Raw genomic sequence first — 21480 nt, forward strand, 5'->3', positions numbered from 1 at the left:
CCGGCAGTGACCTGGTGAATAGGCATGAATGATCTACCGATCGAAGGTTTCACGACCATCAACGAAAGTGCGGCGATGGTCCTGCTGGTCGACGATCAGGCGATGATCGGCGAGGCGGTGCGCCGTGGGCTGGCCCACGAGGAGAACATCGACTTCCATTTCTGCGCCGATCCCCACCAGGCGGTGGCCCAGGCCATGCGGATCAAACCTACGGTGATTCTCCAGGACCTGATCATGCCGGGGCTGGACGGCCTGACGTTGGTGCGCGAATACCGCAACAACCCGGCCACCCAGGATATTCCGATCATCGTCCTGTCGACCAAGGAGGACCCGCTGGTCAAGAGCGCGGCCTTCGCCGCCGGGGCCAACGACTACCTGGTCAAGCTGCCGGACACCATCGAGCTGGTGGCGCGGATCCGCTACCACTCCCGCTCCTACCTGACCCTGCTGCAACGTGATGAAGCCTATCGCGCGCTGCGGGTCAGCCAGCAGCAGTTGCTCGACACCAACCTGATGCTGCAGCGGTTGATGAACTCCGATGGCCTCACCGGGCTGTCCAATCGGCGCCATTTCGACGAGTACCTGGAGCTTGAATGGCGACGGGCGATACGCGAGCAACAACAGTTGTCGCTGCTGATGATCGACGTCGACTACTTCAAGGCCTACAACGACAGCTTCGGCCATTTGGCCGGCGACGAGGCCCTGCGCCAGGTCGCCGAGGCCATCCGCGGTTCCTGCTCGCGTCCCACCGACTTGCCGGCGCGCTATGGGGGCGAGGAGTTCTCCTTGGTGCTGCCCAATACCTCGCCCGGCGGTGCGCGGCTGATCGCCGAGAAACTGCGCCAGACCGTCCTGGGTCTGAACATCCCCCATACCGCGCCCGAGGCAGACGCGCGCCTGACAGTGAGCATAGGCCTTGCGACCCTCACGCCAAGCGTTGGCAGCCACAGCCGGCAGCTGATCTCGGCTGCGGACAAGGGGCTGTATCTGGCCAAGAACAATGGTCGCAATCAGGTGGGCGTTGCCTGACGCTCTTAGGGTCTGCCGCCAGCGTCCACACCATTAGCGGCGGCCCTCGCGGTTACCGCCCGGCGGGTCTGCCGTCGGGGCGAGGACTGCGTTATACTCGCGGGCTTTTCACCGAATTCGCACGAGTAGCCCGCCCATGGAAATCCAACCGATCCTGAACACCATCAAGGACCTCACCGAACGCTCCCAGTCCATTCGGGGGTATCTTTGACTACGATCAAAAAGCTGATCGCCTGATCGAAGTCAATCGCGAACTGGAAGACCCTGCCGTCTGGAACAAGCCCGAGTACGCTCAGGGCTTGGGCCGTGAGCGCGCCATGCTGGCGCAGGTCGTCGAGACCCTGGACAAACTGTCCAATGGCCTGTCCGACTGCAAGGACCTGCTCGACATGGCCGTCGAGGAAAACGACGAAGGCGCCGTCAACGACGTTGTGACCGAGCTGCAAGGCCTGGAAGAAAACCTGGCCCAGCTTGAGTTCCGTCGCATGTTCAGCGGCGAGATGGACATGAACAACGCCTACCTGGACATCCAGGCCGGTTCCGGTGGCACCGAGGCGCAGGACTGGGCCAATATCCTGCTGCGCATGTACTTGCGCTGGGCCGACAAGCGTGGTTTCGATGCCACCATCATCGAGCTCTCCGAGGGTGAAGTCGCCGGCATCAAAGGCGCGACCGTACACATCAAGGGCGAATACGCGTTCGGCTGGCTGCGTACCGAGATCGGTGTGCACCGCCTGGTGCGCAAGAGCCCGTTCGACTCCGGAGCCCGTCGCCACACCTCGTTCTCGGCGGTGTTCGTCTCGCCCGAGATCGACGACAAGGTCGAGATCGAGATCAACCCGGCCGACCTTCGCATCGACACCTACCGCTCCTCCGGTGCAGGTGGTCAGCACGTGAACACTACCGATTCGGCGGTCCGTATCACCCACGTGCCGACCAACACCGTGGTGGCCTGCCAGAACGAACGTTCCCAGCACGCCAACAAGGACACCGCCATGAAGATGCTGCGGGCCAAGTTGTACGAGCTGGAAATGCAAAAGCGCAATGCCGCCTCCCAAGCTCTGGAAGACAGCAAGTCGGACATCGGCTGGGGTCACCAGATCCGCTCCTACGTGCTCGATGACTCGCGCATCAAGGACCTGCGTACCGGCGTCGAGCGCAGCGACTGCCAGAAGGTCCTGGACGGCGACCTCGACCAGTACCTGGAAGCGAGCCTCAAGCAGGGGCTGTAAACCGCACACGACCGCCGCGATACGAGGCCTGCGGCCCGTATCGCATGCCCTGCCCGACAGGGGCAACGAACACCTGATGGAAACAATGACGACATGAGCGACCTCAAGACCGAATCGCAAGACCTGCAACAGGAAGAAAACGCCCTGATCGCACTGCGCAAGGAAAAACTTGCCGCCGAGCGTGCCAAGGGCAACGCCTTCCCCAACGACTTCCGTCGCGACAGCTACTGCAACGACCTGCAGAAGCAGTACGCGGACAAGACCAAGGAAGAGCTGGAAGCAGCCGCGATTCCGGTCAAGGTAGCCGGTCGCATCATGCTCAACCGTGGCTCGTTCATGGTCATCCAGGACATGACTGGTCGCATCCAGGTCTACGTCAACCGCAAGACCCTGCCCGAAGAGACCCTGGCCGCTGTCAAGACCTGGGACCTGGGCGACATCATCAGTGCCGAAGGCACCCTGGCCCGTTCGGGCAAGGGCGACCTGTACGTCGAGATGACCAACGTGCGCCTGCTGACCAAGTCGCTGCGCCCGCTGCCGGACAAGCACCACGGCCTGACCGACACCGAGCAGCGCTACCGCCAGCGCTATGTCGACCTGATGGTCAACGAGGAAACCCGCCACACCTTCCGTGTCCGTTCCCAGGTCATCTCGCACATCCGCAAGTTCCTGATCGAGCGCGACTTCCTCGAAGTCGAGACGCCGATGCTGCAGACCATTCCAGGTGGCGCGGCGGCAAAGCCGTTCGAAACCCACCACAACGCCCTGGACATGGCCATGTTCCTGCGTATCGCGCCGGAGCTGTACCTCAAGCGGCTGGTTGTGGGTGGCTTCGAGAAAGTGTTCGAGATCAACCGCAACTTCCGTAACGAAGGCGTCTCGACCCGGCACAACCCCGAGTTCACCATGCTCGAGTTCTACCAGGCCTACGCCGACTATCGCGACAACATGGACCTCACCGAAGAGCTGTTCCGCGAGCTGGCGCAACTGGTTCTGGGCACCACCGATGTGCCGTACGGCGACAAGGTGTTCCACTTCGGCGAGCCGTTCGCCCGCCTGTCGGTGTTCGAGTCGATCCTCAAGTACAACCCTGAGCTCACCGCCGCCGACCTGCAGGACGTCGACCGCGCCCGTGAGATCGCCAAGAAGGCCGGCGCCAAGGTGCTCGGCCATGAAGGCCTGGGCAAGCTGCAGGTGATGATTTTCGAAGAGCTGGTCGAGCACAAGCTGGAGCAGCCGCATTTCATCACCGAGTACCCGTTCGAAGTGTCGCCGCTGGCCCGTCGCAACGACGAGAACCCTGCCGTCACCGATCGCTTCGAGCTGTTCATCGGTGGCCGCGAGATTGCCAACGCCTACTCCGAGCTCAATGACGCCGAAGACCAGGCTGAGCGTTTCCTGGCCCAGGTGGCCGAGAAGGACGCCGGTGACGACGAGGCCATGCACTACGATGCCGACTTCGTTCGCGCTCTGGAATACGGCATGCCACCTACCGCAGGTGAAGGCATCGGCATCGACCGCCTGGTCATGCTGCTGACCAATTCGCCGTCGATCCGTGATGTGATCCTGTTCCCGCACATGCGTCCACAGGCCTGAGCATCCTGAACAAGCCGCCTTTCGGGGCGGCTTTTTCATGCCTGCGGTTCGAAAGTGACTGATTGGTCACGGCGCAGGTGCCGAGTCGTTTTTGAAGCACCACCGAACCTATCAGGCGTGGCCTTGATCGTAATTGGGCCGCAACAAGCTACAACCGTCTTTACTCAAAGCAGAGGGGATCGACCCTCACCGAGATTCAACGAGGTATTCATCGTGACTCCCGCAATGGCCCAACAAGGCGCGGCAGGCGTGGCAAGCGCCGTCGCCGAAAGCGTGCAATACCAGGGGCGCAAGACAGCCCGCCAAGGCAGCGAGCAGCGCCGGCAGCAAATTCTCGACGCGGCAATGCGCATCATCGTGCGTGACGGCGTGCGCGGTGTACGTCACCGAGCGGTGGCCGCCGAGGCCGGCGTTCCGCTGTCGGCGACCACTTATTACTTCAAGGACATCGAAGACCTGCTGACCGACACCTTCGCTCAGTACGTCGAGCGCAGCGCCGCCTACATGGCCAAGCTCTGGGCCAGTTCCGAAGTGGTGCTGCGCCAGTTGCTCGCCCAGGGCGACGGCAGCCCCGAGGCCCGGGCACGCCTGGCGGACGAGGTGGCGCGCATGATGGCCGATTATGTCAGCCGTCAGTTGCACACTCGGCGTGACTTCATCATGGCCGAGCAAGCCTTCCGCCAGGAGGCCTTGCTGTGCCCGCGTCTGGCTGAACTGGTCAGCGCCCACGAGCAGATCCTCCTGCACGGCGCACGGCAAATGCTGCAGGTGGTGGGGTCGCGTCAGCCCGAGCAGGATGCTCAGATGTTGACGGCCATAATCGAGCAGATGGAATATCAGGGCCTGCTCAAGGATGCGAATGCGCAAGCCGATGGGCAGATGCTCGCTATCCTTACCCGATACCTGCACCTGGTGCTGGCATCGGCCTAGGCCACGACCGGCCCGAGGGGCGATCGATCTTTTCAAGGAGAACCTGATGAAAGCCTGGCGTCTGGTGTTGTTGACTTTGTCATTCCTGCTGCTCGGTGGATGTCTGGTGACCTTCCATGAGCCTCTGCCCAGCAACCAGGCAGCGCCCAAGGCTCTGCTTGGCAAGTGGAGCAGCAAGGACGCCTGGGGCGAGCCGCTCAAACTCAGCATCAGCCGTGTGGGCGGGGATGCCTATAAAGCGGTGGCCACGGCCAAGGGCAAGGCGCCGGAAGAATATGTCTTTACCGTGTCCCAGCATGGCAATCGCTGGTATCTGTCGGCCGGTGTGCCCAAGCGCCTGGGCGGCAACTTCCTGATCGGCGGCTTCGAGGTCGTCGATGGCAAGGAGCTTGTGCTCTACAACCTCGATGTCGACCAGGTGCAGCAGGCGGTCAAGAAGAAGGAGTTGACCGGACGCAGCACCGAGGTGCCGGAGGACAACGGCGAAGGTGTGCTGATCGACAGCCCGTCGGCGCGGGTGCTGGCCTATCTGGACGATCCGGCCAACTCCGACCTGTTCGTCGAGGTGGCACGCTTCCAGCGAAGTGGCAAATAGCGCACTATCGCTGGCTTGGCTGGCCTCTTCGCGGGCGTTCACGCTGTACCTGTGGGAGCGGGTCTGCCCGCGAAGGGGCCGACCACGAGCTTGATTCAACAAGGAGTCCGGGGTGGACGAGTACCAGCAGACCATACGCGCGCTCTCCGACCGCATCGTCGCGGCGCAGACGCCCATCCGCGTGCTCGATGCGGTGAAGTGGGACGACAATATCCGCAACGGCTTTCTCAAGGCCAAGGGCAAGGAGCCCCCGGCCGTGGACCGTGCCTATTACCAGGGGCGACCGCTGTCGTTCGATTCCAACTCGGTGAAGGCCGAGTTCCAGAGCATCGAGCGCGACATCACTCGCCAGCTCGGTCAGTTCAACCCGGTCGGGCAGATCATGCGGCGCATGTGCAAGGAGTACCGCATGGTGGTGCGCATGCTCGAAGCCCGTGGCACCGAGGATTTCGGCCTGATTTCCCAGGAGCTGTATGGCGCGGCTTCCGACGCCTTCCATGCCGGCGACCCGACCCTGGCCGACCTGGGCCTGATGCTGTCCGATTATCTGAACAACATCGACGGCCGGGGCGACCTGAAGGACGAGCCGAAGAACCTTACCGCCAAGGAAGCCGTAGCGATCCTTCAGCGGCGCTTGAACAAGGTCTTCGGCGAGGCCGAGGAGACCATCCGCGTGTTCGAGTCCGACGGTATCGTGGCCGACGCTGCGGCCGGTGCCGATTACATCAAGGTGCGTGCCGACGCGATGTTCAACAGCCGAGACGTGCGCGCACTGGAGGTCCACGAAGGCCTGGTGCACGTGGGCACCACGCTCAATGGCCTCAACCAGCCGATCTGCACGTTCCTGGCGAAGGGGCCTCCCTCGTCGACCGTGACCCAGGAAGGATTGGCCATTCTCATGGAGGTGATCGCTTTCGCCTCCTACCCCAGCCGCCTGCGCAAGCTCACCAACCGCACCCGGGCCATCCACATGGTGGAGGAGGGGGCGGACTTCTTGCAGGTCTACGAGTTCTTCCGCGGCCAGGGCTTCGAGATGGCCCAGAGCTACAGCAATGCCAGCCGGGTATTTCGCGGGTCGGTGCCCAACGGACTGCCATTTACCAAGGACTTGTCCTATCTCAAGGGTTTCATCATGGTTTACAACTACATTCAGTTGGCCGTGAAGAAAGGCAAGCTCGAGCAGATCCCGCTGTTGTTCTGCGGCAAGACCACCCTGGAAGACATGCGCACCTTGCGTCAGTTGGTCGAGGAGGGCCTGGTGGAGCCGCCCAAGTACCTGCCGGAACAGTTCCGCGACCTCAACGCCCTGTCTGCGTGGATGTGCTTCTCCAACTTCCTCAACCACCTGAGCCTGGATCGTATTGAAGCCGACTACGCGAACATTCTCTGAAGCCTGTCGCCGCCTCATCCTGGGCTTGCTCGTGCTGGGATTGTCGGGGTGTAGCAGCTTGTTGTTCTTCCCGGAGCCGGGCCTGCCGTTCACCCCGCAGAAGGCGAAGCTCGAATTTCGTGACGTGACCCTCATCGCCGCCGACGGTACGCGTCTTCACGGCTGGTGGATGCCGGTCAAGCCAGGGGTCCAGGTCAAGGGCACGGTATTGCACCTGCATGGCAATGGCGGCAACCTGGCCTGGCATCTGGGCGGCAGCTATTGGCTGCCGGAGCAGGGCTACCAGGTGCTGATGATCGACTATCGCGGCTATGGCCTCTCCCAGGGCAAGCCGAGCCTGCCGGCGGTTTACCAAGACATCGAGGCGGCCATGGATTGGCTGGACAACGCCCCGCAGGTCCAAGGCAAGCCCTTGGTGCTGCTGGGCCAGAGCCTCGGCGGCGCCATGGCCATTCACTACCTGGCGGCCCATCCTGAGCAACGTCAGCGCTTCAGTGCGCTGGTATTCGACGGTGTACCCGCCAGCTATCGGGAAGTGGGGCGCTTTGCCCTGAGTACGTCATGGCTGACCTGGCCGTTGCAGGTGCCATTGTCCTGGCTGGTGCCGGACGGCGACAGCGCGATCCGCTCGATCGAGCGCCTGGACACCCCGCCCAAGCTGTTTTTCCACAGCATCGACGACGACCTGGTGCCCATGGACAGCGGCATCCGTCTGTACCAGCACGCCCCGCCACCTCGGGTGCTGCAACTGACCCGAGGCGGGCATGTGCAGACCTTCGCCGACCCGACGTGGCGCCAGGTGATGCTGCGCTTCCTCGACGACCCCAGCCATTTCGATGGCCTTCGGCGACTAGCCGAAGGGCCCAATTACCCTGATGAGAAGAACGCGCAATGAGTGAAGAACGCAACGCCATCCCGATGATCCTGACCGCCGTGGGTACCATCATCGTGACGGTAGGGACCCTTTGGTATTACGGTTACTTGCATTTCGCCAAGCCCGAGGACGCCCTGTTGCTGCAGGACTACACCATGCTCAAGACCCTCCCCGGCGAGGACTACAAAGTCTCCCTCGACCCGGCGCCCCAGGTGGCGCAGTGCGTCGATGGCGTGCTGGTGCTGTTCGACACCCAGCAGAAGGGCCTGACTGGCGTGCTGGTGGACAACCGCAAGCGTGCCATTCGCTGTATGGGGCAGGAGACCCCGCAACAGCTGCAATGACCTGCATTCTGGATGCCTTCGCGGCGAAAGCCGCGAAGAGCCAGGACAGACAAAGAAAAGCCCCGCGACGATCGCGGGGCTTTTTTGTTTCATTGCGCCAGCCTTACTGTTGGATCTGGCTTACCGAACGCGGCTGCACGGGCTGGTTGTCATTGGAGATGGTCACCTCCACCCGACGGTTCTGGGCGCGGCCAGTGTTGCTGCCATTGTCGGCGACCGGGTACTCCTTGCCGTAACCCTGGGCGACGATGCGTGCCGGGTCGACACCTGCGCGTACCAGGGCCATGCGCACGCTGTTGGCGCGTCGTTCCGACAGGCCTTGGTTGTAGCTCGCCGAGCCGACGCTGTCGGTGTATCCCTCGACGATGACCTTGCGCTCAGGGTTTTCCTGGAGGAACTGGGCCAGCTTGGTGATGTTGGGGTAGGCGCTGCTCTTGAGCTCGGCCTTGTTGAAGTCGAACAGTACATCCCCGAAGGTCACCAGGGTGCCTCGATCAGTCTGCTTGGCGTTGAGGCTTTCCTGCAGCTTGCGGATCTGTGCGTCACGGGCGTCCAGGCGGGCCTGAGCGCGTTGTGCGGAGGCGTTCTTCAACTCGTTTTCAGCCGAGCGCAGGGCGATGGTCTGTTTGGCCACTTCCACGCGCTGGTTGGTCAGGTAGGCCAACTGGTCGACTGTCTTGTCGTCCTCGCGCTCCATGAATGCCTTGTCGGCTTTGTTCAGCCAGTCCTGGGCGTCCTTGGTCTCGAGGGCCGCCAGCTTGCTGGCCTGCGGATCGCTTTGCAGGCTGGAGAAGTTGGTGCGGGCGGACTCGAGATTGGGGTTCGGATCATGGGCGCAGGCAGCAAGGCCTACGCACAGGGCCAGCAGGGTGGGGATCATGAGGTAATTGCGCATAGTGTTCATCCTTTGATCAATGACGAAGGCTCAAACAGGGCAGGGCAGCGCTCATTCGGCGCTGCGCAGGCCTTCCTCGCGAAGGTCCTGGACACCTTCACGGCTGTCCTGCAGGGCCTTCTGCGCCTTGGCGGCCTGAGCCTTGCGCTCGGCCACGCGTGCATCCCACTCGGCTTGTTCAGCCAAGCGCTTGGCTTCGTCGTACTGCTTGTCATGCATGGCGATCTCGGCCTGCTTGAACTTGTCCTGGGCAGCCTTCATTTCCACGGCGGCAAACTCGGTGCCACCGGCGCTGACCGCGGAATTGACCGCGGACTGGGTGACGGCGTATTGCTCGGAGGGCGGTTTTCCGGCACAACCGGCCAGCAGCAGGCTGCCGCCCAGCGCCAGCGCGGCGAGCTTGAGCCCGCGCAGCGGCGTGGAGGAGGGGTGAGGTGTGCGGGTCTTCATGATGGTCAGCTCCATGGGATCACTCCTGTTTACGACGGTATCCTTAGCAGTCCATCGCTTTTTCCCTGTCATCTGCGCGCATTTCGGCCGAACTGTGCACAACGGCGCGTGTGCAGGGTTTTAGCGTGATGGCTACAGGCTGTGACTTGGGCTTTTTTCCGATAGTTCAGAAAAAAATGCCGAGCCTGTGCAGACGTGCAGGGACCGTGGAAGGGGATCGGTGGCAAATCAAGACTGTGCGACAAAGCGAACGGGGCGAGGCGGGGCAGCAGTCCCGTGCCCCGCCAACGCGGGGGCAAGTGTCAACTCGAAAGACTTTTCGACAGTGCCTGTTCGGCCTGCACGTAGGCGGGTGTCTTGCCGATGTCGGCGTAGATCTCCTCGCCCTCCTCGACACGGATCACCTGCGAGCCTTTGACGTAGGGGATGGCCTTTTCCGCCTCCTTGATGGCGGATTGCAACAGGCTCTCCGTGACGAAGGCCTCGTCCAGCCCGTAGGCCTGCGCGAATGCCTTGATCTTGACCAAGTCCTGCTTGTGCAGGGTAAGGGTGTATTCGACGCGTTCGCAGCTCTCGCGGGCCTTGGATTCCCAGCTGTCCAGCATGTGCCTGAAGGTGTCCATGGAAAACTCCTCGCTCGAAACCTGAAGTGGGCATGACTTCGGATGCCTTGCATTCACTTTAGTTGCTCGGTGCCGAACCGGCTTGCCAGTACGGCCTTGCCATGGGCACTCTTGGGCAATGTTCCTGAGCGGATGCGCGGTGAGCCGCGCCGGAGAGAAGGCCGATGACCGATATCGATGTACGCTTGCGTGAGGATGTCCATCTGTTGGGTGAACTGCTGGGCGAGACCATTCGCCAGCAGCATGGCGAGGCGTTCCTGCAGAAGATCGAAGACATCCGCCACAGTGCCAAGGCCGACCGCCGTGGCGCTGCAGAGCAACTGAGTTCGACCTTGGGCGATCTGGCCGACGACGACCTGCTACCGGTGGCTCGGGCTTTCAACCAGTTTCTCAACCTGGCGAACATCGCCGAACAGTACCAGTTGATCCGCCGTCGCGATGTTGGCCAACCCGAGCCTTTCGAAGCGCGCGTGCTGCCGGAATTACTGACCCGGCTGAAGCAGGCCGGTCATTCGGACGATGCCCTCGCCAGGCAGTTGGCCAAGCTGGACATCCAGCTGGTGCTCACCGCCCACCCCACCGAAGTGGCCCGCCGTACACTGATCCAGAAATACGATGCCATCGCCGGCCAGTTGGCTGCGCAGGATCACCGTGACCTGACACCTGCTGAGCGCCAACAGGTGCGTGAGCGCTTACGGCGTCTGATCGCCGAGGCCTGGCACACCGAGGAAATCCGGCGCACCCGGCCGACGCCGGTGGACGAGGCCAAGTGGGGCTTCGCGGTGATCGAGCATTCCTTGTGGCAGGCGATCCCTAACCACCTGCGCAAGGTAGATCACGCGTTATTCGAAGCGACTGGTCTGCGCTTGCCGCTGGAATCCGCGCCGATCCGTTTCGCCTCCTGGATGGGCGGCGATCGCGATGGCAACCCCAATGTCACCGCGGTGGTGACCCGCGAAGTGCTGCTGCTGGCCCGCTGGATGGCGGCTGACCTATTCCTGCGTGACATCGACTACCTGGCTGCCGAGCTGTCGATGCAGCAGGCCAACAATGCCCTGCGCGAGCGCGTGGGTGACAGTGCCGAGCCTTATCGTGCGTTGCTCAAGCAAGTGCGCGAACGCCTGCGCGCCACCCGTGCCTGGGCCCACGCGGCGCTGAGCAGCGCCCAGGCACCTGGGGCCGATGTGCTGACCAGCAACCGCGAGCTGATCGAGCCGCTTGAGCTGTGCTATCAGTCCCTGCATGAATGCGGCATGGGTGTCATCGCTGACGGCCCGCTGCTCGACACCTTGCGCCGGGCCGTGACCTTCGGCTTGTTCCTGGTGCGCCTGGACGTGCGTCAGGATGCCGCCCGGCACCGCGACGCGCTGACCGAAATCACCGACTACCTGGGCCTGGGGCGCTATGCCGACTGGGACGAGGAACAGCGCATCGCGTTCCTTCAGGCGGAACTGAAAAACCGCCGGCCGTTGTTGCCTGCGCACTTCAAGCCCGACGCCGAGACTGCCGAAGTGCTTGCCACCTGCCGCGAGATTGCCGCCGCGCCGGCGGCTTCGCTGGGATCCTATGTCATCTCCATGGCCGGTGCCGCATCCGATGTGCTGGCTGTGCAATTGCTGCTCAAGGAGGCCGGCCTGACCCGGCCCATGCGCGTGGTGCCGCTGTTCGAGACCCTCGCCGACCTGGACAACGCCGGGCCGGTGATGGCGCGCCTGCTGGGCCTGCCGGGCTATCGTGCCAGCTTGCATGGACCGCAGGAGGTGATGATCGGGTATTCCGACTCGGCCAAGGACGCAGGTACCACAGCGGCGGCCTGGGCCCAGTACCGGGCTCAGGAAAACCTCGTGCGCATCTGTCGAGAGCATCAGGTCGAGCTGCTGTTGTTCCATGGCCGTGGTGGCACTGTCGGCCGAGGCGGCGGGCCAGCCCACGCGGCGATCCTGTCGCAGCCACCCGGCTCGGTGGGCGGGCGGTTCCGCACCACCGAGCAGGGCGAAATGATCCGCTTCAAGTTCGGCCTGCCCGGCATCGCCGAGCAGAACCTCAACCTGTATCTGGCCGCCGTGCTCGAGGCGACCCTGTTGCCGCCGCCACCCCCGCAGCCCGCCTGGCGCGAGCTGATGGACCAGCTTGCTGCCGACGGCGTCAAGGCGTATCGCGCCGTGGTGCGGGAAAACCCCGACTTCGTCGAGTACTTCCGCCAGTCCACGCCGGAGCAGGAGCTCGGACGCCTGCCGCTGGGCAGCCGTCCGGCCAAGCGCCGTGCCGGCGGCATCGAGAGCCTGCGTGCTATTCCGTGGATCTTCGGCTGGACCCAGACGCGCCTGATGCTGCCGGCCTGGCTGGGCTGGGAGACGGCCCTGAGCAATGCCCTGGCGCGTGGGCAGGGCGAGCTGTTGGGACAGATGCGTGAACAGTGGCCGTTCTTCCGCACCCGAATCGACATGCTGGAGATGGTGCTGGCGAAAGCCGATGCCGAGATTGCCAAGGCCTACGACGAACGTCTGGTGCAACCGCACTTGCTTTCCCTGGGGGCACATCTGCGCGACCTATTGTCGCAGTCGTGCCAGGTGGTGCTGGGGTTGACCGGGCAATCGGTGCTACTGGCTCACAGCCCCGAGACCCTGGAGTTCATCAGCCTGCGCAATACCTATCTGGACCCGCTGCATCGCCTGCAGGCCGAATTGCTGGCGCGCTCTCGGAGCCGGGAAGCCGCTCTGGACAGCCCATTGGAGCAGGCCCTGCTGGTCACGGTGGCGGGTATCGCCGCAGGTCTTCGCAATACCGGTTGAGGCGTTCGGCGGCTGACCTTGGCTGGGGGCCGCAGGCCCCTCGGCCGAGGTTGTGCTGGCAGGTTGCGCCGGGCGCAACCGCGCCGTGAAACGGGCCCAAGTGGCGATTTCCTGCAACTTTGGGACGCTTGTCTGGTTGCTGGGCGCTGTGTATCTTGAGCAGCCTTTTGACCGATTTTCGGTCTCACCCGATTTTTCGGACTTGGCCTTCTGCGCCGAATCCGTTGATTTACATAGAAAAATATGAGGAGCACAAGATGCGCGTAATTCTGCTGGGAGCTCCCGGGGCCGGTAAAGGTACTCAGGCAAAGTTCATCACCGAGAAGTTCGGTATTCCACAGATCTCCACCGGTGACATGCTGCGTGCCGCCGTCAAGGCCGGCACCCCGCTGGGCCTTGAACTCAAGAAAGTCATGGATGCCGGCCAGCTGGTTTCCGACGAGCTGATCATCAGCCTGGTCAAGGAGCGCATCGCCCAGCCGGATTGCGCCAAGGGCTGCCTGTTCGACGGCTTCCCGCGCACCATTCCCCAGGCCGAGGCCATGGTCGCCGCAGGTGTCGACATCGACGCCGTGATCGAAATCGCCGTTGACGACGAAGAGATTGTCGGCCGCATGGCCGGCCGCCGTGTGCACCTGGCTTCGGGCCGTACCTACCACATTCAGCACAACCCGCCGAAAGTGGAAGGCAAGGACGATGTCACCGGCGAAGACCTGATCCAGCGCGACGACGACAAGGAAGAGACCGTGCGTCACCGCCTGTCGGTATACCACAGCCAGACCAAGCCGCTGGTTGACTTCTACCAGAAACTCTCGGCCGCCAACAACGGCAAGCCGAAGTACAGCCACATCGAAGGTGTCGGCTCGGTCGAGGCGATCACTGCCAAGGTGCTGGCAGCCCTGAGCTGATCCATCTCCGTGCGTCACGACGGCCCGCTTGCGGGCCGTTGTCGTTTATACTGCCGCTCTTTTCCCCGTTGCCTGGATACCTCGTTCGATGACCACCCTGCTGGCCCTGGATACCGCTACCGAAGCCTGTTCCGTCGCTCTGCTGCATGACGGCAAGGTGACCAGCCATTACGAGGTGATCCCGCGCATGCACGCGCAAAAGCTGCTGCCGATGATCAAGCAGTTGCTGGCCGAGTCAGGCGTGGCGCTCAGCGACGTGGATGCCATTGCTTTCGGTCGTGGCCCCGGGGCGTTCACCGGGGTGCGGATCGCCATCGGTGTGGTCCAGGGCCTGGCCTTCGCTCTCGAGCGCCCGGTGCTGCCGGTCTCCAACCTGGCGGCGCTGGCCCAGGGTGCGCTGCGTGAGCGCGGGGTGCAGCAGGTCGCCGCCGCCATTGATGCCCGTATGGACGAGGTGTACTGGGGCTGCTATCAAGCCCATGACGGCGAGATGCGCCTGGTAGGGCGCGAGGCGGTGTTGCCGCCAGAACGTGTGCAGCTACCGGAGGCCTGCACCGGCGAGTGGTTCGGCGCCGGCACCGGATGGGGTTATGGCGAACGGCTGGCCGTGCCGGTGAGCGCAAGCGATGCCAGCTCGCTGCCCAACGCCCTGGACATCCTCGAGCTGGCCCGCTTCGCTTGGGCACGCGGCGAGGCCATCCCGGCCGAGCAGGCGCAACCTGTGTACCTGCGCGACAACGTAGCGACACCCAAGGCGCGCTGAGCCTCTCGTCAGTCGGCGCAGCGACGTCGCAACCTTTTGTGCGAACTGTGGTCCAGTTATCAATTGGGCATTAGCGAGGGATCTCTGATGCTGCTAAATTGCCATCATTGATCCTGAGTGCCTTGTCCATGCGTATCGATGGTTTCTCCTCCCAGTCCTATCCGATCAAGCGCACCCCGCGTAAGGCACCGGTGCGCGACGAGAACATCGACGATGCCGAACTGGTCGAGGACGTCGAAGCCCCTCAGGAGCCCCGCACCAACCGCCGTTCCGGTGGTCTGCCAGCCCGCCAGCAAGACATGATCTTTCCTCGTGCCCGTGATCGACGCACCGCTACCGCTCTGGCCAGCTACTTGGCCACCGCCGGTTTCACCGACTGGGAGATGGAAGTGCTGGGGTTGGACCTGTACATTTGATGGATGAATCCATCGCCCCTGCCTTACTTTCTCGGTTGTCCGTCCTGGAGCGAAAACGCCTGGCGCGACTACCTCTATCCCGCCGACGCCCGTCCTGCTGAATTTCTCGGCCTGTACAGCCGGGTGTTCAATGCCGTCGAAGGCAACACGACCTTCTATGCTCGTCCCGCGCCTGCCACGGTGGAGCGTTGGGCGCAGGTCATGCCCACGCATTTTCGCTTCACCGCCAAGTTTCCGGGTGATGTGACCCATGACGGGGACCTGCGTGAGCATCTGGAGTCCGCGCTTGCATTCACCCGGCTGATGGCGCCGTTGGGCGAGCGGGTTTCGCCGTACTGGTTGCAGCTATCGGCCCAGTTCGGCCCTTCGCGGCTTGGCGAGCTGTGTCATTTTCTCGACCTAATCGGCGTGCCGGTGGCGGTCGAGGTGCGCAACGAGGCGTTTTTCGCCCGGGGCGAAGAGGAGCGCCAGCTCAACCGGCTGTTGCACGAGCGGGGTGTCGAGCGCATCTGCCTGGACCCACGGGCGCTGTTCAGTTGCACCTCGCGCGAGCCGGGTGTATTGCATGCACAGTCCAAGAAACCACGGGTCCCGCCACGTCCGGCTGCATTCAGCCAGCACCCTCAGGTGCGATTCATCGGGCATCCGGTGCTGGAGGCCAACGAGAGCTTTCTCACGCCCTGGGTGGAAAAGGTTGGCGCCTGGATCGAAGAAGGGCGCAGTCCCTATGTCTTTTTGCATACCGCCGACAACCTGCAGGCCGCAGCCCTGGCCCTGCGTTTTCATGAGCGTCTGATGGCGCGTTTGCCGGGTCTTGACCCTTTGCCGGAATTGCCGCGTGCGCCCGAGGTCGAACAACTGGGACTACTCTGACGACTCCTGACTATCTGCCGAGGTTGAGACCATGGATGTGCAAACCCTGCGAGCCGAAGCCTTCAAGGCCATGCATGAGCGTGAGGGCGCTTTCGTCATTCCCAACCCCTGGGACGCAGGTTCTGCCCGCCTGCTGGCAAGCCTCGGCTTCGAGGCCCTGGCCACCACCAGTGCAGGTTTGGCGTTCAGCCTGGGGCGGCCGGATGCCGAAGGCGCCTTGAGTCTGGAGGAAACCCTGAGTAACGCCCGGTCGATCGTCGATGCGACTCCGTTACCTGTGGCCGCCGATCTGGAAAACGGCTTCGGTGACCTGCCACAGGATTGTGCCGAGACGATCCGGCGCGCGGCCGAGGTAGGGCTGGTGGGCGGCTCAATCGAAGACGCCAGCGGTCGCTGCGACGACCCTATCTACGACTTCGGTTTGTCGGTGGAGCGGGTGCGCGCCGCCGTGCAGGCTGCTCGTGCGCTGCCGTTTCCCTTCACCCTCTGCGCCCGCGCGGAGAACCTGCTGCACGGGCGCCTGGACCTGGATGACACCATCCGGCGCCTGCAAGCCTATGCCGAGGCGGGTGCCGATGTGCTTTATGCCCCAGGCCTGCGCGACGTCGAAGAAATCCGCGCCGTGGTGCAGGCGGTCGCGCCCAAGCCTGTCAACGTGCTGATGGGGCTGGCTGGTGTGCCGCTTAGCGTGAACCAGTTGCAGGACCTGGGGGTGAAGCGCATCAGCGTAGGCTCCTCGCTCGCACGCGCCGCGCTGGGAGCGTTGCAGCGGGCGGCGCTGGAGATCCGTGATCAGGGCTCGTTCGGCTACAGCGCGCAGGCCCTGCCGTTTGCCGAGCTCAACGACCTGTTCCGTCGCTGAGGCGCCCGTGCGTGTTGCCACGCTGCTGGTTGTCGGCCTGATGGCAATGGCGGCCCTGGCGTGGTATCTGGGCTGGCGACCACCTGCCGCCTGGAACCCCTGGGCGGTGCTGGACGTGCGCCAGCCGCCCAACTTCCTGACGCCCTACAAGCTCGCGCGCCTGCGCGAGAACCCACGTTTGTGCCTGCAGGCCTTGCAGACATCGGCCTTGCGCTACCGGCCACAGGCCGACAGCGCGCCCACGGCCAATTGCCCGCTACGCAACGTGTGGCGAATCGAAACTGGCGAAGCGCGCCTTAGCAGCAGCTTCCTGGCGTCTTGCCCATTGGCGGTGGCCTACGCGTTGTTCGAAAAGCATGGACTGCAGCCCGCGGCGCAACGAATTTTTGGCCAGCCCGTGGCCCAGGTCGAGCACTTGGGCAGCTTTGCCTGCCGAAATGTGTACCACCGTAAACAAGGTCGGCTCAGCCAGCATGCCAGCGCCAATGCATTGGATATCACGGGTTTTCGCCTCAAGGATGGACAACGCATCGTGCTGGCGAGGGATTGGCAGAAGGGCGGGGAGAAGGCGGCGTTTTTACGGGAGGTCCATGACGCGGCCTGCAACAGTTTCAATACGGTGCTGGGGCCGGACTACAACGCGGCGCACCACAACCACTTTCACCTGGACATGGGGCTCTGGCAGGTCTGCCGCTGAGCTCAGGCGTGCGTGCGCACGTTGTTCAGCACTACCGGGCGCGCCCAGTGAAGGTCGAACTCCAGATCGTTCTGCTGTTTGGCCAAGGTGGGTTCGTCGTAGGGCTCGGGGGCGTTTTCCAACAGATCCGTTTCGAACTCGGCGATGGGCAGGAACAACGCCCGCGGCGACGGCGCCGGGCCAGGCTCGGGAAGCGGATGGCCCTGACTCATGACCACTGGGCGCAACCAACTGTTGCTCAAGTCGAGCTGGCGCTGTTGTTCGATCAGTTCGGCGGTGCTGAACGGCTCGGGTGCGTTCTCCAGCAATTCGGTCTCGAATTCGGCCTTTGGCAGGAACAGCGGCTCGGGCGGTTTGACCTCGGTGTCGTGGACATCGCAGCTACGCTGGACATGGATCTGCGCCAGGGTGCGCACACCGCCCAGCGGTTCACCGCTTTCCTTGTCGACCTGCTTGGCGATGGCTTGGCTGACCGGGTCCGCTTCCGTCCCTTGCTGCTCGGCCAACGCGCGGGCGAAGAAATCCTGCCACAGGTGGCTTACGCCCCCGAGTGCCTGGGTGTTCTGTCGACCGTAGTTGCCAACAGGCGACAGGTAGGTCAAGCCGATGGGAAGGGTTTCTGACATGGCAGTCGCGCGCGTTGTGCTCTGGCAGAATAGCGGATACTGCGTGTATCGGCGGTGGCCGGGATTTCATTAATTTTTTCGAGTGCGCGAACCGATGGTGGAGCTAGAGCAGGGCATGGGTATCAGGGTCGAGGCGTTGTCGGCTGAGTTCCAGGCCCAGGCACAAGTGTGGGCCGAGCGCCTGGGTGTGCCGCTGGTGGATGACGAGGCGGGGTTTGCCGTGCAGGTCGGGCCTGATGGGTTGCAGATCCAGCAGCTAGGGCCGCAGGCGCCGGGACCGGTGCGGGTGGACTTCGTCGAAGGACAGGCGGCGCATCGACGGCTCTATGGCGGGGGTAACGGACAGATGATCGCCAAGGCCGTCGGCATCGCCCAAGGCGTCCGCCCCCAGGTGCTCGATGCCACTGCAGGCTTGGGCAAGGATGCGTTCGTGCTGGCCAGCCTGGGCTGCCAGATGACCCTGATCGAGCGCCAGCCGCTGATTGCCGCTTTGCTCGAGGATGGGCTGGCGCGGGCGCGTGGGGATGACGAGGTGGGGGCGATCGTCGAGCGCATGCACCTGCTGACCGGCAACGCCATCGAGCGCATGCGCGCCTGGGAGGGCGAGCCACCCCAGGTGATCTATCTCGATCCGATGTTCCCGCATCGGGACAAGAGCGCGCTGGTGAAGAAGGAAATGCGGGTGTTCCGGCCCTTGGTCGGTGATGACCTGGATGCGCCGGCGTTGTTGGAGGCGGCGTTGGCGTTGGCTTCCCACCGGGTTGTGGTCAAGCGGCCACGCAAGGCGCCCATTATCGATGGGCCCAAGCCGAGCCACAGTCTGGAGGGGAAATCGAGTCGGTATGACATTTATCCCAAGAAGGCGCTCAAGGCTTGATTAGGTTTGGGGCTGCGGCTGCGGCTGCGGCTGCGGCTGGGGCTGGGGCTGGGTTGTGGTTTTGAGGTTTGTGGGCTTATCCGTTTGATTTGTCGACGCTGATTCACCTTTCCGCCCTTACGGCGGGTCACTTTTGGTCTTGGCCAAAAGTAATCAAAAGCCGCGCGCCCCTGCATCCGGCCCGGCGCTTCGCACCGGGTCCCCTCGCTGCGGTGTCTTACGGGGCCTCGCGGCCTCCGGCTGGCTGCGCCAGCCTCCATCTCGCGACTTCGGCTACCGCCGAAGGGCGCTACGCGCCTGCCCCTACAGACACCTCCGCTCGGCCTGCTGATAGGGCGCAAGTTACGGGCGGCGTCTGGGTTGGCGTTGTTTCATTCAGGGGTTTTTGTGGGGTATGTTCCGCCCATCGCGGGTAAACCCGCGAAACACCGGCACAAACAACAAATTAATCAGCTTGTTTGCCGTTGCTGTTGCTTTTGATGCGCGATAGTCCAGGCACCACCCATCGCGACCTCAGGAGGCCGAGTGGAGGTGTCTGTAGGGGCAGGCGCGCAGCGCCCTTCGGCGCAGCCGAAGTTGCGAGATGGAGGCTTGCGCAGCAAACCGGAGGCCGCGAAGCCCCGAAAGGCAGCGGAGCGCAGGGAACCCCGGAGCGCAGCGCAGGGGCCGGATGTGGGAGGCAGCGGTTTTTGCCTACTTTTGCCCAAGAGCAAAAGTAGGTCGCCGTAAAGGCGAAAAGCGCCGGTGGCGCCCCCACCAACACCGGATATTCACACAGCCTCAAAGCCCAAGCCCTTAAACCCGGTACCCCCGCATGAACAACCCAACCACCTCCCGCACATGCACCTCCGCCTCCTCCACCGTCAACGCCGGCGCACACCCCAGCAGCAGCCGATAATCCGGCGCCCCCTTCACCAAGCAGAAGAAATGCTCAGCCGCCCGCAAGGGATTGTCGATCGCCAGCAACCCCCGCTGCGCGACACTGGCCAGCAGCGCTTCCATCCCGGCCAGCACCCGCTTGGGCCCCGCCTCCCAGAAGTACTCGCCAAAGCCAGGGTCCTGGTTCCCCAAGGCAATGATCAACCGGCTCAACTTGACCGACTCGTCACTGCTGATCAACGCCTGAAACCCCCGGGCAATATTCAGCAGCACCTGTTCCAGCGGAACGCCTTCGGGCAGCTCGAAGATCAGGTCAGGCAGTTGGGTCTGACACGTCGCCATGACGGCCGAACCAAACAGCGTCTGCTTGTCGTTGAAATGGCTGTAGACCGTGAGTTTTGAAACACCTGCCGCCGCAGCGACCGCATCCATGCTGGTGTTCGCATAGCCAAGACTCAGGAACAAGGTCTTGGCGGCTTCGAGGATGGCCTCGCGCTTGGCCAGGTCCTTGGGCCGGCCAGGGCCAGTGGGTGCGTCGTTGGACATGGGAATCCGCATCATGATGAAAAGTCCCCCATCTTAACGGGTCGCAGCGCATCCGGCTGCTAAAGGCGTGGATGGTTAATACGTTTTTCTCTGTGTTACCCGCTTCCCGACCCTGATGTCCTGACTTAATATACTCGCCAGTATAAATATTCGAGGCGCTCCTCGCGAAAGGACATCCATCATGTTGCGTCATGCCGTGCCCATCGTTTTACCCGCCACCTTGGCATTGCTGCTGGTCGCTTGCGGTCAGGAGGCCGCGGCCCCTGCTGTGCCGCGCCCGGCGTTGGTGGTCCAGCCCCAGCCAACGGGTGCTTCGGCCGACAGTTATCCCGGCGAGGTGCGGGCTCGCTTCGAGCCTGAGCTGGCCTTTCGCATTGGCGGCAAGGTGAGCAAGCGCCTGGTGGAGGAGGGGCAGCGGGTCAAGGCCGACCAGCCGCTGGCCGAGCTCGACCCACAGGATGTCCGTCTGCAACTGGAGGCCAACCGCGCCCAGCTCGCTGCCGCCGAAGCCAACCTGGCCCTGGTGCGGGCTGAGCGCGATCGCTACCAGAAGCTGCTGGAGCGGCAGATGGTCAGCCGTTCCCAGTACGACAACGCCGAGAACCTCTATCGCGCAGGCCAGGCGCGTCTCAAGCAGGCCAAGGCGGAATTCGACGTGGCCGGCAACCAGGCGGAGTACGCCGTGCTCCGGGCACCTCAAGCAGGCGTGATCGCCAAGCGTCAGGTCGAGGTGGGTCAGGTTGTGGCGCCAGGGCAGACCGTGTTCACCCTGGCCGCCGATGGTGAGAGAGAAGTGCTCATCGGCCTGCCGGAGCAGCAATTCGCCCGCTTTGGCGTGGGGCAAACGGTGAGTGTGGAGCTGTGGTCGCACCCGAACGCGCGTTATCCGGGGCGCATCCGTGAGCTGTCTCCGGCGGCCGATCCTCGCTCGCGTACCTTCGCTGCGCGGATTGCCTTCACCACCTCCAGCACGCCGGCCGAGCTGGGGCAAAGCGCGCGAGTGTTCATTGCCCACGCTGAACGCGCGCCGCTGTCGGTGCCGCTTTCGGCGGTTACGGCCGAACAGGGGCAGGCCTACGTCTGGCGCATCGGCAAGGACAACCGCCTCGAACGCGCGGTAGTGCGCCTGGGCCCTTATGGCGATGACAGCGTGCCGGTGCTCGAAGGGCTGAAGGCGGATGACTGGGTAGTGGCCGCAGGTGGCCATGTGTTGCGCGAGGGCCAGCAGGTCCGGCCCGTGGACCGTTCCAACCGTGATGTGAACCTGGCGACCAAGGAGTAAT

At 63.5% G+C, this 21480-nt stretch carries 22 protein-coding genes; 17 read left to right on the forward strand and 5 right to left on the reverse strand.

Features of this window, described 5'->3' with window-relative positions; all coding sequences use genetic code 11:
• Nucleotides 1-24: 24 nt before the first annotated feature.
• The 8 genes from R6G97_RS04270 (at nucleotide 25) to R6G97_RS04305 (ending at nucleotide 7990) form a co-directional block, all read left to right on the forward strand.
• Nucleotides 25-1029 (forward strand): response regulator, encoded by a 1005-nt coding sequence (locus R6G97_RS04270; RefSeq protein ID WP_043213758.1) that lies wholly within the window; start codon nucleotides 25-27, stop codon nucleotides 1027-1029.
• A 136-nt stretch (nucleotides 1030-1165) separates the two neighbouring features.
• A protein-coding gene (prfB, locus tag R6G97_RS04275; RefSeq protein ID WP_102082206.1) for a peptide chain release factor 2 occupies nucleotides 1166-2261 on the forward strand; the annotation gives its coding sequence in 2 pieces (ribosomal slippage) (nucleotides 1166-1237 and nucleotides 1239-2261; 1095 coding nt in all).
• A 93-nt stretch (nucleotides 2262-2354) separates the two neighbouring features.
• Entirely contained in the window at nucleotides 2355-3857 is a 1503-nt protein-coding gene (gene lysS / locus R6G97_RS04280; protein WP_043213762.1) for a lysine--tRNA ligase, read from the forward strand.
• Nucleotides 3858-4082: 225 nt separating this feature from the next.
• Complete coding sequence (locus R6G97_RS04285) at nucleotides 4083-4787, forward strand: TetR/AcrR family transcriptional regulator (RefSeq protein ID WP_043213763.1); 705 nt, start codon at nucleotides 4083-4085, stop codon at nucleotides 4785-4787.
• A gap of 46 nt (nucleotides 4788-4833) precedes the next feature.
• A complete protein-coding gene (locus tag R6G97_RS04290; RefSeq protein ID WP_043213765.1) occupies nucleotides 4834-5382 on the forward strand; it encodes a hypothetical protein in 549 nt (182 codons plus the stop codon).
• 112 nt (nucleotides 5383-5494) lie between these two features.
• Nucleotides 5495-6772 (forward strand): flavohemoglobin expression-modulating QEGLA motif protein, encoded by a 1278-nt coding sequence (locus R6G97_RS04295; protein ID WP_043213767.1) that lies wholly within the window; start codon nucleotides 5495-5497, stop codon nucleotides 6770-6772.
• Nucleotides 6744-7667, forward strand: coding sequence for an alpha/beta hydrolase (locus R6G97_RS04300; protein ID WP_317847842.1), 924 nt, complete (start codon nucleotides 6744-6746; stop codon nucleotides 7665-7667). The genes R6G97_RS04295 and R6G97_RS04300 overlap by 29 nt, the downstream gene beginning before the upstream one ends.
• Nucleotides 7664-7990, forward strand: a complete 327-nt coding sequence (locus R6G97_RS04305) for a hypothetical protein (RefSeq protein WP_043213771.1) — start codon at nucleotides 7664-7666, stop codon at nucleotides 7988-7990. The genes R6G97_RS04300 and R6G97_RS04305 overlap by 4 nt, the downstream gene beginning before the upstream one ends.
• 103 nt (nucleotides 7991-8093) lie before the next feature.
• Here R6G97_RS04305 and R6G97_RS04310 read toward each other — a convergent pair whose 3' ends face one another.
• From R6G97_RS04310 to R6G97_RS04320, 3 genes are all read right to left on the reverse strand, one after another.
• A complete protein-coding gene (locus tag R6G97_RS04310; RefSeq protein ID WP_043213773.1) occupies nucleotides 8094-8885 on the reverse strand; it encodes an OmpA family protein in 792 nt (263 codons plus the stop codon).
• Between the two features lie 51 nt (nucleotides 8886-8936).
• Complete coding sequence (locus tag R6G97_RS04315; RefSeq protein WP_043213775.1) at nucleotides 8937-9350, reverse strand: DUF4398 domain-containing protein; 414 nt, start codon at nucleotides 9348-9350, stop codon at nucleotides 8937-8939.
• A gap of 287 nt (nucleotides 9351-9637) precedes the next feature.
• Nucleotides 9638-9958: a hypothetical protein gene (locus R6G97_RS04320; protein ID WP_090346043.1), complete on the reverse strand. Its 321-nt coding sequence runs from the start codon at nucleotides 9956-9958 to the stop codon at nucleotides 9638-9640.
• A gap of 164 nt (nucleotides 9959-10122) precedes the next feature.
• On the opposite strand from R6G97_RS04320, the gene ppc reads away from it, so the two are divergent.
• The 7 genes from ppc to R6G97_RS04355 all read left to right on the forward strand — a co-directional run bounded on the left by ppc (nucleotide 10123) and on the right by R6G97_RS04355 (nucleotide 17269).
• Nucleotides 10123-12750: a phosphoenolpyruvate carboxylase gene (gene ppc / locus R6G97_RS04325; protein WP_043213780.1), complete on the forward strand. Its 2628-nt coding sequence runs from the start codon at nucleotides 10123-10125 to the stop codon at nucleotides 12748-12750.
• A 257-nt stretch (nucleotides 12751-13007) separates the two neighbouring features.
• The gene (gene adk / locus R6G97_RS04330; protein WP_043213782.1) at nucleotides 13008-13658 is read left to right on the forward strand and encodes an adenylate kinase; all 651 of its coding nucleotides are present in this window, start codon (nucleotides 13008-13010) and stop codon (nucleotides 13656-13658) included.
• Nucleotides 13659-13746: 88 nt separating this feature from the next.
• Nucleotides 13747-14421 (forward strand): tRNA (adenosine(37)-N6)-threonylcarbamoyltransferase complex dimerization subunit type 1 TsaB, encoded by a 675-nt coding sequence (gene tsaB / locus R6G97_RS04335; RefSeq protein WP_182941650.1) that lies wholly within the window; start codon nucleotides 13747-13749, stop codon nucleotides 14419-14421.
• Nucleotides 14422-14549: 128 nt separating this feature from the next.
• Nucleotides 14550-14837, forward strand: coding sequence for a hypothetical protein (locus R6G97_RS04340; protein ID WP_070575208.1), 288 nt, complete (start codon nucleotides 14550-14552; stop codon nucleotides 14835-14837).
• Nucleotides 14838-14840: 3 nt separating this feature from the next.
• Nucleotides 14841-15710, forward strand: coding sequence for a DUF72 domain-containing protein (locus tag R6G97_RS04345; protein ID WP_102082211.1), 870 nt, complete (start codon nucleotides 14841-14843; stop codon nucleotides 15708-15710).
• Between the two features lie 31 nt (nucleotides 15711-15741).
• The gene (locus tag R6G97_RS04350) at nucleotides 15742-16572 is read left to right on the forward strand and encodes an isocitrate lyase/PEP mutase family protein (RefSeq protein WP_090346052.1); all 831 of its coding nucleotides are present in this window, start codon (nucleotides 15742-15744) and stop codon (nucleotides 16570-16572) included.
• Nucleotides 16573-16612: 40 nt separating this feature from the next.
• On the forward strand, nucleotides 16613-17269 hold the full coding sequence (locus tag R6G97_RS04355; RefSeq protein WP_317848187.1) for an extensin-like domain-containing protein: 657 nt from the start codon (nucleotides 16613-16615) through the stop codon (nucleotides 17267-17269).
• 2 nt (nucleotides 17270-17271) lie between these two features.
• Here the strand turns inward: R6G97_RS04355 and R6G97_RS04360 are convergent, their stop codons facing one another.
• On the reverse strand, nucleotides 17272-17895 hold the full coding sequence (locus tag R6G97_RS04360) for an energy transducer TonB (protein WP_070575202.1): 624 nt from the start codon (nucleotides 17893-17895) through the stop codon (nucleotides 17272-17274).
• Between the two features lie 115 nt (nucleotides 17896-18010).
• Here R6G97_RS04360 and R6G97_RS04365 point away from each other — a divergent pair, with 115 nt between their 5' ends.
• Nucleotides 18011-18772, forward strand: coding sequence for a class I SAM-dependent methyltransferase (locus tag R6G97_RS04365; protein ID WP_372240779.1), 762 nt, complete (start codon nucleotides 18011-18013; stop codon nucleotides 18770-18772).
• Nucleotides 18773-19567: 795 nt separating this feature from the next.
• On the opposite strand, the gene R6G97_RS04370 is transcribed toward R6G97_RS04365, so the two are convergent.
• A complete protein-coding gene (locus tag R6G97_RS04370; protein ID WP_043215915.1) occupies nucleotides 19568-20209 on the reverse strand; it encodes a TetR/AcrR family transcriptional regulator in 642 nt (213 codons plus the stop codon).
• 169 nt (nucleotides 20210-20378) lie between these two features.
• On the opposite strand from R6G97_RS04370, the gene R6G97_RS04375 reads away from it, so the two are divergent.
• Nucleotides 20379-21479 carry an efflux RND transporter periplasmic adaptor subunit gene (locus R6G97_RS04375; RefSeq protein ID WP_090346055.1) on the forward strand — a complete coding sequence of 367 codons (1101 nt, stop codon included), beginning with the start codon at nucleotides 20379-20381 and terminating at the stop codon, nucleotides 21477-21479.
• Nucleotide 21480: the final 1 nt, after the last annotated feature.

The sequence above is a fragment of the Pseudomonas sp. HTZ2 genome (genome assembly GCF_033173945.1).
GTDB lineage: Bacteria > Pseudomonadota > Gammaproteobacteria > Pseudomonadales > Pseudomonadaceae > Aquipseudomonas > Aquipseudomonas guariconensis.